Here is a 13,736-nt window from a genome sequence, read left to right on the forward strand (position 1 = left end):
ACGTCCGCGTTGAAACGCGGCATGTACATGCCGAACGCCACCTGGCGAAGGCGGGGGTAGCAAGGCGCAAGGGGAGGGGTCTCCCCACCCTTGAAGAGGAAGCGGAACGCTGGAACGGAAAGGGCGAAGCGCAGCGGAGGTCTGCACAAGCGAAGCGCGGAAGATTGGGGATACCCTTGCGCCGCGCGATCGGGGCAGAGCCCCTTAGCGCTCGGTCCGTTCACCGTTCTTGATCGCGAAGCGGACGGATATGGGGTGGGCGTTGCGGGCGGGAAAGGCCCGCAGAGGTGGGGCGTGGAAGACGCCAGAGCGGCTGCAACGTGGGGAGGAAGCTTCCTACCCTTCTGCTACGGGTTTAGAATCACGAAACACGGAAATGACGACCGCACACTGGTTGCTATAGACGTGCCACAGGAGACATCTTGACGAAGACGAAGCAGCAGAATGAGATTGCAGCACCAGCCTTATTACTCCAACACAATCCCTTCGTTTACGTGGTCGTGCTTCCTGGCAAGTGGCTTTTGACCCATACGACACCCTCATGGAGGCTTCAAGACCCTATTGCCGGATTCCAAAGGATCGTCAATGAGGCGCGATCCCGTGCCATCGCAAGAACAGTGCTGGACAACGAACGGACTTTCCCGAACGCAATCACCCTTGCCTCAAATGTCAAGACCTTGAACTTCGATGGACGTAATCTCACTCTGCCAGATAAGACCAAGTTTCTCGTCGTTGATGGGCAGCATCGACTGTGGGCTCAGAATTTCTCGAACAAAGAGGCGAACTACGCCTGCATCGTCCATTTAGACAAGTCCGAGAAAGAGATGGCCGAACTTTTTCTAGAGATAAATGACAATCAGAAAAGAGTTCCCTCGTCTTTGCGTTGGGATCTTGTCCGATTGGTTCAGCCGAACGGCGACGAATCAGCAATCATGGCTTCTGAGTTGGTCTTTGAACTGGTCGAAAGGAAAGACAGTCCCTTCTACTATGCTATCGACCTCACTGGCGAGCAGAAGGACGTCAGCATAAAGCAGGGGTCATTAGCGCCTGAGATCAAGACGCTCATCACCAAGACGAAGAAAGCTCACTCTGATCTCGGTTTCGAAGCTTATGCTGGACTGCTGATTCGATTTTTTACGGCGGTGAAATCATTAGACACAAAGGGATGGGGAGACACAGACAGTACGTTCTACAAGGCACGGATTCTGCGAGCTCTACTGCGGGTTCTCACCGAGCTGATTCTAAAGAGTCCAGCGCCCGCGATGATATCGACGCCGGAATTTTTGGCTACGCTCAGGAAGATTGACCCCCTTACCCTCACGCCTGAAGTAGTGCGGGCAGCTCAAGGGACAGCCGGGGTCACCGATCTCTTTCAGGCCATGCTGAAGCAGGTTGTTGCCTAATGCGACTGTTCGATTACACTCAGGCTCAGCATTTTTGCGCACCACTACCTGCTTATCAGCAAGGCGTCGGGCAGTCACTTCCGACCCTTTACAGGGGCTCGGCTTCCAAGACTGTACGCGAAGGCTCGCAAAACTTTACTATCCATCGGATCAGTCTACTCAACAATGTTGAGCGCGGAATCCTCTTCGGGGTGAGCCAATATCGGCGCGCTTTAGAGATGTTCACTCCAAGCAACGCTGCATGGTCGCAGGTATCTCTCTATTACGCATCGTTCTTTGCAGCGAATGCAATCCTTGGCATGTATGGAGTGTGGGTCGGACAAGGCTATTCAGCCGATGTGGAGTCAGGGATACCGAATCATCAGGCGTTTCAGATTCATAAGAAAAATCTGAAAGGGCCGAGCGGCTATCGTGGAAGCCACGAAGTGTTCTGGGATCTCTATTACGAGGGATGCACGTCCTTTGCGCCATGGGTTCCGACTATCCTCACCGAGGCGATCGAGCCCGTGAACAATAACCGGACGTGGCAGATTACTTCGCGTAACGGTGTCAACTACGACATGGCACAAGCCTTTGACGCATCCGTTCTCTTGAAGTCAAATCCTCGCCCAAAAGACTTGAGTGAATACGGCGGGTCGCTTGGCCAACAGCGTGAGGTAACGGAGCATATTCTTAAACTCGCAGTTCACTTTGCTAAAGAGTTCAAGGTAAGCAGCTTTCCTTATGAGGGCCTTTTGGCCGGAGATCGGCCAAAGGTCATTCGCTCCCTCGTAACCGCGCCGCCGCCAAATCTTGTAACACAATCCATTTTGCAGCAATTGTTTGTGTAGACGTCGTACGTACATTCAGAAGAGAACGTCAATGCGGTCTTTTCACTTTTGCTTCCGTCGATGGCTGCGCAACTTGGAAAGAATCTTGCCGACCAGCCTATCTGCGACATCTGACTGGCCCTCCGCAAGATAGATAGTCTCAATAACGTCCTTGATTATGTGGCGTTGTGCGGGTGGAAAATCTTGCAATGCATCGGCAGTATCCGGGTCATCGGGAAGAGCCTTTAGTTTGCTCGTAATCTTTTTGATCCTTAGTTCGAACCGGTCCCCCTCAGAATCGCTAAATAGCCCACGTTGAGAGGTCTTTGCCAGCGTGGAAAGGCACGATTCAACTTCCTCTTTTAAAGAAGCTACAACGAAAGCTGGAGTCCGGGGCTTTGACGCAATGGCAATGCTTTCCTCGCATTTAGCGAGGTCAGCTTCGTGCTTCTGAAGCGCATTTCTGCTGATCGAGCTGACCCGGCAACGGTGTGCGATGTCCTTTGCAGTGGGAGTAAGACGGGTCAGCAAATCAGAGAAATGGGCGCTGTGCTCATAGTTGTCTCTGCGCCCATTCGGAATAATCTTTTTGCTGAGGACGTGTGTTTCAGCGATCGTCCATCCATTAAAGCGGCTCTCCGGGAAGAGCTCTTCTAAAATGTCGTTTCCGCCAACCTGCACATCCCCAGACCGCAATCGCCAGCCATTTATCATTGTGCTTTTAGGCAAAGTACCTAGATACTCGTGATGCAAAACCCAACTGACTGCGGAGCACTCCCCCTCTCTATCTAGGGTCGTGAACATTTCAGGAGCAAGCAGCTTGAGTCTCTTACCTCCCAGCGCAATCTCGTTGCGATGGGGTCTAAAAACGGGCCCCTCACCCTCGATCTCAACGGACAAAGGTGTGTAGCTTACACCGTTATCTTTGAGATAGTTGGTAATCTCTTCTCCAAAGCTGAACTCCGGGTGAAACGCGACGGGTGCGACCTGCCCCAGGTATTGAGATACGTCGAGCGTATTTAATAGCCTGTCGTCTCGGTGGCGCACAACATTCCGCAGCTCTACTTCAAAAAAGTGGTCTGGATAGCCGCTAGCTGGAATTGTTCGGGATTCGATGCTCTCTGCAATGATCCCTGCGAGGTCGAGTTGGGTATCAGAAGAGCGCAAAAGCGTCCGAACTTTGCGAGAATCCCACCGCAGCTCATAGACAGAGTCTTTGCCCGCCGGGCGAGTGCGGAAGATGAGTTCTTGGCAGTATGCTAATCCTGCCAATCGCCCTACACCTCGGAAGCCTCGCGCGTTTGTACCGCGCTTCGCACTTCCACCGATCGACGTCAGTCGCTTACGGAACTCGCGTTCGCTGAGGCCGAGGCCGTCGTCCGATATCAGGATGCTGCGTTCTTGCCGATTGATTTTTATACGAACGGAACCAGAACGATTTGTGTTGCGAGTAGTCGCGTCTGCATCATGCGCATCGGCTGCGTTTTGAATGTACTCTCGGTACATTGTAAGCGGATCGACGTACATAGAAGTGCTTAAGAGTTCAAGGATGTCTTTGCCAATGAATATCTGATCTGTTGGCTTGGACCATTGCGGTTGTTTCACTTGTAGGCTTACGAGTCCTGACATCAGGCGGTGATCTCCACGTAATCAGAGGCTGCTAGTGTTGAAGCCCGGTCAGCATCATCGTTTAGCCCTGCATCTTCTACTCTCTCCTCGTCGGGGACGGCAGCAGCAGGCCTTGGAGCATTCCAGATCAAGGCTTCTTGCTCCTTGTCCATAGGAATATAGAACTGAAGAATCCTGCGGACGGCTGAACTCTCAGCAATCGTGGGCAACAGCTCAAAATTCCTCGCATCGGTTGACGAAACGAGGCCGAGCAGTTCGTCGCGATCACTATCAGCAAGGCGCGCAAAGTCCGATTGAAATTGATCCAATTCAGCCTTTCCCTCGCCTTTCTCAAACCATTGACGGTTGAAGATGAAGTGGTGTGGCATAAGAAGGATCTTCTCGAAGTCCTGATACGTGTCGCCGAAGGCATGACGAAAGAAGTCGGGCGCACCACTGACAACGCCGTGTGTGGCTTGGAGGATCAGCTGCATGGAACGCAACTGATAGCGCGACCATTTAGCTCCAATGTGCGACCGGTTAGGCAGGTCCGTCGGTTGGAACCGCATAGGAAAGGACCAGATTCGTATTTTCAACTCTTCGTTAAGCGTCACATTCACGCGCATTCTTTCGAACAAATCGCGTGGTGAATCTTTGAAGTTGTACAGCATGTAATTAGAGAGTTCGGTCAATCCGAACTCTGTTGCATAGCGAACGGCTTGAGAATAGGGCTCTATAAGGCCCAGATGATCAAAGGCGATCCGGAGCGGTCTCAAACAGATCGTCGAAAGTTCCCGCAGGTACATCTTGTCCTTGCAGAGAATCCGCGCATCCACGCCCTGATTGAAATCCACTCGCCGTTGCACAGAGACACGCCCGCGCTTCAGCTTCGCGCCAGGAGTAAATCCAAGATCGCGGATCTCTGCGATAATCTCTCTAAATTTGCCTGATGCGACCACATTGTTGTCCATCAGGGTCAAGTCCTTCTTGGCTCCATAAAATTTTTCTACCCCGCGGACTATGGCCGAGATTGATTCGGTATCTCTCTGATCTCCTTCGAGCTTTGGAACGCCACAGAAGCTGCATTTTCTGATGCAACCACGAGACCCGTATGTGAAATAGGCATCACTCACGGGATACTTGTATTCGATCTGATCCAAGATGCTGTAGTCAGGAATGAGATCTTCAATGGGCGTGCCGCTGGTATCATCCGCGTAGAGCTCATCAGAGAAGTCATCGAGCTGCAATGACGTCGCTGGAGCGGTATTGAGTAGACCCTTTATAACTCGGATGCCCTGCCAGCGGCGTTCCTCCAGAAAGCGTTCGTGCATGAGCGATGCGGCAATACCGCCAACGAACACCTTGTCCCGACTACCTCCGGCAACTCTGAGGGCAAAGTCGATGGTCTCAGCTATTTTGGGGTACTCAAATGAAAAGAGGGTCGTCACATAAATCCGATCCCAAGCTTGCCCAAGGACAGATTTGTCTTCACCCTTGATAAACGTGACGTGATCGCGTTTACCTCGTGGGCCATGGTACTGCGCGATCTTCATCAAGCCAAGTGGCGGATATTTGTTCTTGTATCCGGGCTCAATAAGCAGGATTCGATTGTTAGCCACGATTGACCATCCTTAAAGGGCTAACGCCTCTACTCTGTCGAATGCTTGCAACCACCTTACCCACGCCACCTTCTCCGCCAAAACCTTGGAAAGGCCCTTGCCTGCTCCAATCGATATCGCCTAGGAACTCTGAAAGCTTCATAACGAAATACCTCTTGTCACAAATTTGCCCTTTCGCCTCCGTATAAAGATCGGCGGCGATGATCATCAGCGCATAAACACCAACACCTTTGTTGATCAAGTACGCTCTTGGCGCATTCCACAAGTCTTGAAGGACGACAGATACGGCGGACCAAAACGCGATCACGATCTCAGCAGCTGCTTCCGCCGATTCGGACTTTATAATTTGCGTTTGGCTTAGGAACTTTTTGACTGCTTTCTGCATCGTTCGTAGAGACGCTCGACGCATCATGCCAGACGTAGCTACGCCACCCAAATCTAGCTGTTTGCTCCAAGGGGAATCTGGATGAATGTTGAGCTGCAATGCGATATAAAGCTCTGGTTTTTCGCGGGCTAGATCCCCAGCAAGCGATGCCTCATGGAAGTCCAGCAGGCTGTTGCTTAGTCCTCTCGCTTTGCTATTGATCACGCTGAAGATTTCCATCTCTTCGGCCTGATCAAGGCCGATGAAAGTCATAAATGGGAGGGTGACGTCGACATCGCTCAGGTACCCAAGTCGGTGCTGACAGTCAACTTGGACCATGACCTTCTCCGCGCCTTCGCGAACTTCGAGCACGGAGAGACCGCTCACGGCTTCCGTAAGGCGCCACGCCTCTGTTCCACTCGGGCGAAGATTGAACGTTAGCGGAATGGTCGAGCTTTGCGCGCCTTGAATGTAGCGGCGAAAATCCAAGCTGTGTTTCGCGTTGAAGCGGCGCTGGTATCCGCGTCCCGTCTCCTCGACGAGAACATCAGCAAAGCTCAACGCTGCCAATAGGCGAGCAGGAGCGAAGCCCATTGCGACTTTACGCCCTGCAGAAAAGCCGATCTGGCATGGAATTTTGTGGATAGACACGATCGCTCCTTGCAGCGTTCTACTGCAATTGTGCCACAGTTCAAGTGCACAATGGGGGTCTGATCACTGCAATGAGAGTTGTGCGAACATTTTGCTAAGTCCTACACTCTGAGCGGTTTGTAGTCAAGGCAGGCCTAAAACAGAGGGAAGGATTACCGAAGGGTCTAATTCGTTGATTCTAAAGGAAATGCCATGAACGTTTCGCCTCCCGGCGTCGGCAAGCTCCAGCTCGTACCGATCAATGAGATCGCGTTGGACCGTGACAACCCGCGTATCCGCAAATTTCTTGAGATGTACGGAGAGAATCCGACTGCCGAGCAGTTTTACTTGGCACTGGGAGCCGCTGGGGATGATGAAGGTGATCACAGCGCGACTTTCGAGAAGCTCAAAAACTCAATCCAGACAAACCAAGGAATTATTCAACCTGTCATCCTTACTAGGCGGGCCGGCCAATTCGTTTGCATCGAAGGAAACACCCGCGTTGCACTGTATAAGAAATTCCTCGCCGAAAAGATACCCGGCCCATGGACGGAGATCATGGGGATGGTGTACGAGGAGATGGGCGACCTCCAGGTTGATTCCATACGCCTTCAGGTTCATCTCGTCGGAACTAGGCCGTGGGACCCTTACTCGAAAGCAAAATATCTGCATCATCTTCGCAATGAGAAGAACATGCCGTTAGCCCTTCTTGTCGAGTTCTGCGGCGGGAAAGAGAAAGAGGTCGTCGAGGCAATCAACGCCTTTGCCGACATGGAGAGCTACTACCGTCCTATCGTTCAGGAAGGTAGTTTTGATACGAGCCGCTTTAGCGGCTTTGTAGAGTTGCAGAAGTCGAACATAAAGCAAGCGATAGCAGAAGCCGGATTCCAGTTGAGCGACTTCGCAGCTTGGGTGCGCGACGAAAAGATATACCCGTTGAACACCGTTCGGCTATTACCGAGGATTTTGAAGCACAAGAAAGCAAAGGAAGAGTTCATAAAGCATGATGCTCGACGGGCCGCTGAATTTCTAGAACAACCTACCGTGACAAAGGCACTAGAAGACGCCAGCCTCGCTCAGCTTGCACATGCGCTCACTCAAAAAATCTACAACGTCTCTTGGCACGAAAAGGACAAGCTCTGCAAAGACCCTAACGGCGAGACGATGCAGGTCTTGAACGAAGCGGCGGACGCGCTGGAGCAAATGCTCGGTACCGAAGGCGCAAGCTGAGGTGGGTGAGTCAGCTAAGCACATTGCGCTTCTAACAAAGTTGCTCCAATACGTCCGGGGTTCAATGGAGGACAGCCAGCACCTCTCCGTTTTGCACGATCTGCCCGGTCTAATTGGCTGCGACAAACCCCCAAGGCTCGGCGCCTTCCGGCCTGATTTATATGCTGCTAACGCGCCGACAACGGCGGTCATCGTTGGGGAGGCAAAAACAGCTGCGGATTTAGAGACCAGCCATTCAAGGCAGCAGCTATTGGCCTTTCTCAAACATTTGGCTCTCTACCCAGGATCAACACTTGTCTTAGCAGTTCCGTGGTCCTCAAGGGTTCGAGCAAAGCAGATGCTAATCAACCTCAGCAAAGAGAGCGGTTCCACGCAGACCTACCTTATCGTGATTGACGACGTTCAGGAGATTTCGTGACGATCAGGGCACCGAGAGAACCAGACCTGTCAGCGAAGCACCAGGGTTTTCCCTATCAAGCTCAAGCCTTGGCCGCGACCAAAGATCTTCCATATGCAGCCATTTTCCATGAGCAAGGACTTGGAAAGACCAAGATAGGGATAGATCTAGCGCTTTACTGGATCTCTACTGGGGTGATCGACTCCGTCCTCATTGTTACAAAACGCGGGCTCATTCAGAATTGGATCGAGGAGCTGAGGTCACATACTTATGTGGAGCCGCGCGTCATCTCGCAGGACCGACGTGCCAACTTCCTTGCCTTCAATAGCCCTGCCCGCATCTACTTGGCCCATTATGAGGTAATGAAATCCGAACAGGCCCGATTGGACCTGTTTCTAAAGACCCGCAAGGTAGCGATTGTCTTGGATGAAGCTCACAAGATCAAAAACCCCGAATCAACAATCGCACAGGCCTTATTCAAGCTTTCTCTCGGCTTCGCACGTCGAGTTATTATGACCGGAACGCCGGTCGCAAATAGACCATATGACCTCTGGGCTCAAATCTTCTTTCTCGACCAGGGAGCCGCTTTGGGCACCGATTTCGACGAGTTCCGGAAGACTCTCGACCTTACCAACGACATGTACGACGACTCAATCAAAACAGACCTTTTTGAAGGGGCATTAACCAGTGTCTTTGAGAAGATACGACCCTTCTCCATACGTGAAACAAAGCAAGGCGCAGATATTCAGCTGCCGCAAAAGCACATTTCCATTGTTAAAGTCGGGCTGGAGAGCCGACAGGAAGACCTGTACGACCGCTACAAGAAGGAGTTTGCTTCGATACTCGTCAAGTTGGGACAGCCGGTACTTGACGAGGCAGAGGATACTCTAAAGCGATTGCTCAGGCTTATTCAAGTCGCGTCTAATCCACGCTTGATCGATGATTCGTACCATGGGGTTCCAGGTAAGTTTCCCGTCCTGAGTGATCTCGTAAGCGATATTGTCTCTCGCGATGAAAAAGTCATCATCTGGACTACATTCACCCAGAATGTTGATTGGTTAGCTAAGGAATTTAAGAGCTACAACGCCGTTCGCATCCACGGGAGGCTGGCCCATGAGCAACGTGAGCGCTCTGTACGCCTATTCAAAACAGATCCAGATTGCAAGGTTTTAGTAGCCACTCCTTCTTCTGCAAAAGAAGGTTTGACGCTGACATCAGCTAATAACGCCATCTTCTACGATCGCTCTTTTAGCTTGGACGATTATCTTCAGGCGCAGGACCGCATTCACCGGATCTCCCAGAAAAAAGACTGTTCTGTCATTAATTTAATAGCCGAATCGACTATCGATGAATGGGTCGAAAAGCTTTTGTCCGCAAAGCATCTAGCAGCACAGCTTGCGCAAGGTGATATCAACCGAGCCCACTATCACAAGAGCGCAGACTACTCCTTTGGAGACATGATCAAAGACATATTAGGTATCCGGAGGGACGAACATGAAGCAAAAGGCTGAGTCAGAGACGACAGGTTCGCTGCGCATTAGCGGGAAAGATGTCCCAGTCACAACGAGGCTGCTGGAGCAATCTAAACTCCTCTTTTTCGCGGAGAACCCTCGCGTTTACTCCGTCCTCCATGGAGCCGGGAAGGCACCTGCCCAGGAAGATATACAGGCGCGCCTGCAAGACATGGAGCACGTTCGCACCCTAATAGTGGAGATTCGTCAGAACGATGGCCTCCTTGAACCTCTGATCGTGAAGGACAAGACGTTTGAGGTCTTAGAGGGCAACAGCAGGCTTGCTGCCTATCGTTTTCTGGCGAAGAATGCACCTGTCAAGTGGGGGATGGTGAAGTGCACGATTCTCCCAGCCGACATCGATGAATCTCTTGTGTTTGCTCTTCTCGGTATGTTTCACATTAAGGGCAAGAAGGATTGGGCACCATACGAGCAAGCTGGTTTTCTATCGAGACGGTATAACAAGCACAACCAAGATCTCAAGAAGCTTGCGACCGAGATCGGCATTAGCTCACAAAAAGTCAAACATTTAATCGACGTGTACGACTTCATGGTTAAGTACGACGAAGGCGTAAACCGTTGGAGCTACTTCGACGAGTATCTGAAGTCCACAAAAATAGGCAAAGCGCGTGAGAAGTACCCGCAGATGGACGATCTTGTGGTCGAGAAGATCCGATCTAAGGAGATTAAGAAGGCTATGGATTTGAGGGCTTATCTCCCTGTGATTGCAACTACGCCGCGAGCGTTGACCAAGTTCGTTTCGAAAGCACAAACTTTCGAGAAGGCATACGAATCTGCGGTTACTCAGGGCGGCGATAACGCTCACCTCAACACCACGAAGCGTTTCCGGCAGTTTGTTATTCGAAAAGAAGTCGAGGAAAGCCTTCTAGAAATGGAAGGAAGCGCTAGATCAACAGTGATTGACGAGCTTAAAAAGATTGAGCTCAAGATTCATCACCTTCTTAAAAAGTTGCAGTCCTGAACCCTCTCTAACGGATTGTCATCGTTGCTCGCAGCTTGTGAGTTCGTGTCAAAAGTTTCCTGTTTTCTACGCTCGTCGTTGGACCGGGCTGCGTCCGTGCCTGACGATTGTGTTGAGGCTGTGCATACCCCCGACGTTTGTCTCTCTCAAGGTGTAGCTTGCCCAACATCGGGAGATTGCCGTTTTGTTCAGTACATCGGGCCGATAAAGTTCACCTTCATTTCGGACAGCGAAGTCGTCTTGCTGAGACGTTTCTCAAGTACAGGTATCTTTCGAAGCATGCCAGGATGCCCTCGTCTTTATGGGCGCGCTGATAGACAAAGCCGGTTTAGGGTGCGGGCCGTCCAAGACAAGGCAGCAGTTCAAAGTTCAAAACCACTCACCGACGCATTTTCAGAATGTATCCGCTGTTACAGTCCAAGTCCAAAATCATGAGATCGCGAAACATCTGACGAGCGGTCCGTACGATCACGTTGCGGGGTGATCCGCTGTAAGTCCTCGCGGTCGATGGCACTCGTTTTTATGCTATCGAGATCCAACCTGTGCCCAAGGGAGTGAGCGTCGTTGGTGTAGATACGAGCGTCTTCAGATGCTCGCGAAACGGATACGTACGCGAGTCGATTGTTGATAAGCCCGGGTGATAAATTGGTGTCGATTTGTACGAGCACGCGGCCCGCTGTGAGTCCCTGCGAACTGTGTGAGGTTAGCGCGTAACCATGATCAAACTGACGAAAAACCGCCGTGTTGAAGGTCACGTTCCGATTGAACTTTCCGTCTAGCCGCACTGTCATGCTGCCGTCTTCGATGCCCACGACCGTTCCGAGATCACGATTTGCGACGCCCAGGTCCTTGTTCGGGACAGTGAATTGAAGTCGGTCTCCTGTGGCGAATTCACGTTCGGCTTCGCGGAAAACATTGACTCCCCTCAAGCGTCGAGGGTCATACGTCACGGTCGAACCATCGTTAACTTCGACCGTCAGCAGATTAGCCTGCGGGTCAACCTTGCGGACAGTCGCGAAACTGCCTCGCTCAATGCCTTCCGCTTTGCTGCCGGTGACGTATTGGAGAACGTCGTCCTTACTGTATCGAGCCGCCCAGGAGCGATCCGCTCCTGTCATGTCCGAGCGGTGAGTCAGCGTTCGGAATATCTGGCCGTCGTCCGCAATTAGGCCCGCTTTCCTCAGTTCGACTCTAACGGCGTCATTGATCTGCTGACGACTGCGATTATCCGGCGACACAATGATCGTGTTTTCCCGTTGTGCGGCATAATCCTGAGCGATGGCGGTGATACGATCACGTCCGTTCTGGATCTCGGTAATGCGTCCCTGTTCCGCCAGCATGGCGATACCCTGCACAGTCTCGTTCTTTGCAAGATGCCCAACTGCCTTGAGCAATTCCGGGTCCTTCTGGCGCATGATCCTGTCGAGCTGCGATGTCTGCATTCCGGCCTCCTGCATCTGCTGAAAGGGTCGGCCTGCATCGACCCCCTGATGTTGCCGAGTGTCCCCGATGACGAGCACACGGTCATTCGGTGTAAGTCTGCTGAGAAAGGACCGCATCTGATTTGTGCTGGCGAGGCTAGACTCGTCCAGCATGTAGAGATGACGAGCACTAGGCTCCGCACCCAAGAAATTTCGACCTCGTGCGAGAAAACTTTGAAGTGTGGTGGCGTCAATTCCAGACTCACGGAGCTGACCTGCCGCCTTGGAAGTGGGAGCGAACCCTTCGACCACGTAGCCGCTTGCCTCGGCACCTTCGCGAATCGTCTGAAGGGTCGTGGTTTTCCCCGTTCCCGCAAGTCCTTGAAGACCATGAACCCGGTCCGACGAATTTAAGACCTGCTCGATCACTCCACGCTGAGAGTCGTTCAAGAGGGATCGCGTATTCGCTTGTTCCCGCGCGTTTGCGGCGGTCATAATCGGCTCGATAGTGTTCCGCCCCTCCAGAACAAATCGGACATTGGCACGTTCGGCGGCAATAGTTTCAGGAGTTGTGAAGCTGCGACCGGAGTCGTGTTTCATTCCTTGGACAGAGCGAAACTGTCCCGCTCCGCGCCGTTCGTCGAACTCAGCTCGGATGTCGCGGTATGAGGTCTCGCCCATGCCGCGCCTGAGCGCGTCTCGGAGGATGGCGCGCTCGTCTGCCACAGCCTCCCTCTCAAAGATGCTGTCGCGGGCGAAGGTGACCGCCTCTTTGGCGCGACTGATCTGTTGAGGCTCTCGTTCCTGTTGCTGAGCCCGGGCTCGGGCGGTAGCGACAACCTGCTGAGCCTGATTCCCAAAGCTGGCCGCCATCTCTTTATGGGCGCTGAGGACTTCTTCGGCCGTGAACGGCTGCTTCCTGTCTCGGGTTGAGTGCGCTGCGATCTGGGCTGCCTCTGGCCCGCTGTATCCAAGTTTTTCAAGCTGTTCTCTGATCTGGCGTGAGCGCGGACTGGAGGCATCGAGATAGTCCTGCGTGTATCCTTTGATCTCAGGAGCTCCGCTTCTCCCAGGCTCGATTTCGTATCCAAGCTGCGACAGCCGGAGAGTCAGCTCAGACTGATAAACGGCTGTCGCAAAGTTTTGGCTGTCGAACAATCCCTGCGGCTGGATGGCGCGCGTGCTGCCGTCCGCGCGTTCGGTGACGTTGAAGATCACAGCATGAGTGTGGAGCTGCGGTGCGGCATATCCGTCTACCGGACGCGCGGTGTCGTGCTCAAACTTTGCCGAGATGAACTTACCTGTAGCCTCCGCCGGATTATTGCCGCCGATCCGGGCTTGGGTATAACGCTCCAACTCCTCCAAAGCAGTCGTGACAGCCGCGCGGTGCGCCTCCCGCACACGGTCGTCGCCGCCCACAAGGGCGGTAAGAGAAACGGACTTGGGAGCCGAAAAAGTGGCATCCCATCCGGCACGATGCTCGACTGAGTTGGTGGTGCCGCCGTCGGCGTTCTTGTATTTCATCGCTGTTCGGTGCCTCACCAGCTGCTCGTCGGTAGAGGGGTTCTTGCCGTCCGCGAGCCGCGAGAATTCTAATGGCGATACCTCCCCGGATAAGCCAAGGCGAGCGGCGAGCTGGCCTTGCCATTCGCCTCGGACAGCATCGCCCTGCTTGTAGTAGTTCTGCGTCGCCGAGGTGAATTCCAGCTTGTGATAACTCTGCGCCTGGCGGGAACTGAGGGGTTTGGATATGGTTAGCATG

General features: G+C 52.8%; 10 protein-coding genes. 6 read left to right on the plus strand and 4 right to left on the minus strand.

Annotated features, from left to right (window positions below; genetic code table 11):
* Positions 1-422 precede the first annotated feature (422 nt).
* Both P4G45_RS09270 and P4G45_RS09275 read left to right on the plus strand, forming a co-directional pair.
* On the plus strand, positions 423-1,403 hold the full coding sequence (locus P4G45_RS09270; protein WP_348266194.1) for a DGQHR domain-containing protein: 981 nt from the start codon (positions 423-425) through the stop codon (positions 1,401-1,403).
* Complete coding sequence (locus P4G45_RS09275) at positions 1,403-2,233, plus strand: hypothetical protein (protein ID WP_348266195.1); 831 nt, start codon at positions 1,403-1,405, stop codon at positions 2,231-2,233. Before P4G45_RS09270 ends, P4G45_RS09275 begins: the two co-directional genes overlap by 1 nt.
* Positions 2,234-2,275: 42 nt before the next feature.
* Here the strand turns inward: P4G45_RS09275 and P4G45_RS09280 are convergent, their stop codons facing one another.
* Genes P4G45_RS09280 through P4G45_RS09290 form a run of 3 tightly spaced genes read right to left on the minus strand, consistent with a single transcriptional unit; the run spans position 2,276 to position 6,454 of the window.
* Positions 2,276-3,841 (minus strand): ATP-binding protein, encoded by a 1,566-nt coding sequence (locus P4G45_RS09280; RefSeq protein ID WP_348266196.1) that lies wholly within the window; start codon positions 3,839-3,841, stop codon positions 2,276-2,278.
* Entirely contained in the window at positions 3,841-5,439 is a 1,599-nt protein-coding gene (locus tag P4G45_RS09285; protein ID WP_348266197.1) for a hypothetical protein, read from the minus strand. The genes P4G45_RS09280 and P4G45_RS09285 overlap by 1 nt, the downstream gene beginning before the upstream one ends.
* Positions 5,432-6,454, minus strand: a complete 1,023-nt coding sequence (locus P4G45_RS09290; protein ID WP_348266198.1) for a DGQHR domain-containing protein — start codon at positions 6,452-6,454, stop codon at positions 5,432-5,434. The genes P4G45_RS09285 and P4G45_RS09290 overlap by 8 nt, the downstream gene beginning before the upstream one ends.
* Before the next feature lie 252 nt (positions 6,455-6,706).
* Between P4G45_RS09290 and P4G45_RS09295 the strand changes: the two genes are divergently transcribed.
* The 4 genes from P4G45_RS09295 to P4G45_RS09310 all read left to right on the plus strand — a co-directional run bounded on the left by P4G45_RS09295 (position 6,707) and on the right by P4G45_RS09310 (position 10,553).
* A complete protein-coding gene (locus P4G45_RS09295) occupies positions 6,707-7,663 on the plus strand; it encodes a hypothetical protein (RefSeq protein ID WP_348266199.1) in 957 nt (318 codons plus the stop codon).
* A 64-nt stretch (positions 7,664-7,727) separates the two neighbouring features.
* Positions 7,728-8,081, plus strand: a complete 354-nt coding sequence (locus tag P4G45_RS09300) for a hypothetical protein (RefSeq protein ID WP_348266200.1) — start codon at positions 7,728-7,730, stop codon at positions 8,079-8,081.
* Positions 8,078-9,571, plus strand: coding sequence for a DEAD/DEAH box helicase (locus tag P4G45_RS09305; protein ID WP_348266201.1), 1,494 nt, complete (start codon positions 8,078-8,080; stop codon positions 9,569-9,571). Before P4G45_RS09300 ends, P4G45_RS09305 begins: the two co-directional genes overlap by 4 nt.
* Positions 9,555-10,553, plus strand: coding sequence for a ParB N-terminal domain-containing protein (locus tag P4G45_RS09310; protein ID WP_348266202.1), 999 nt, complete (start codon positions 9,555-9,557; stop codon positions 10,551-10,553). The genes P4G45_RS09305 and P4G45_RS09310 overlap by 17 nt, the downstream gene beginning before the upstream one ends.
* Positions 10,554-10,963: 410 nt before the next feature.
* On the opposite strand, the gene mobF is transcribed toward P4G45_RS09310, so the two are convergent.
* Positions 10,964-13,735, minus strand: a complete 2,772-nt coding sequence (mobF, locus tag P4G45_RS09315) for a MobF family relaxase (protein ID WP_348266203.1) — start codon at positions 13,733-13,735, stop codon at positions 10,964-10,966.
* Position 13,736 lies beyond the last annotated feature (1 nt).

It is taken from the genome of Edaphobacter paludis, assembly GCF_039993895.1.
GTDB lineage: Bacteria > Acidobacteriota > Terriglobia > Terriglobales > Acidobacteriaceae > Edaphobacter > Edaphobacter paludis.

Coding starts and splice junctions, on each gene's coding strand:
- P4G45_RS09300 (WP_348266200.1), top strand. CDS start 7,728: ATGGAGGACAGCCAGCACCTCTCCGTTTTGCACGATCTGCCCGGTCTA.
- mobF (WP_348266203.1), bottom strand. CDS start 13,735: ATGCTAACCATATCCAAACCCCTCAGTTCCCGCCAGGCGCAGAGTTAT.
- P4G45_RS09275 (WP_348266195.1), top strand. CDS start 1,403: ATGCGACTGTTCGATTACACTCAGGCTCAGCATTTTTGCGCACCACTA.
- P4G45_RS09280 (WP_348266196.1), bottom strand. CDS start 3,841: ATGTCAGGACTCGTAAGCCTACAAGTGAAACAACCGCAATGGTCCAAG.
- P4G45_RS09310 (WP_348266202.1), top strand. CDS start 9,555: ATGAAGCAAAAGGCTGAGTCAGAGACGACAGGTTCGCTGCGCATTAGC.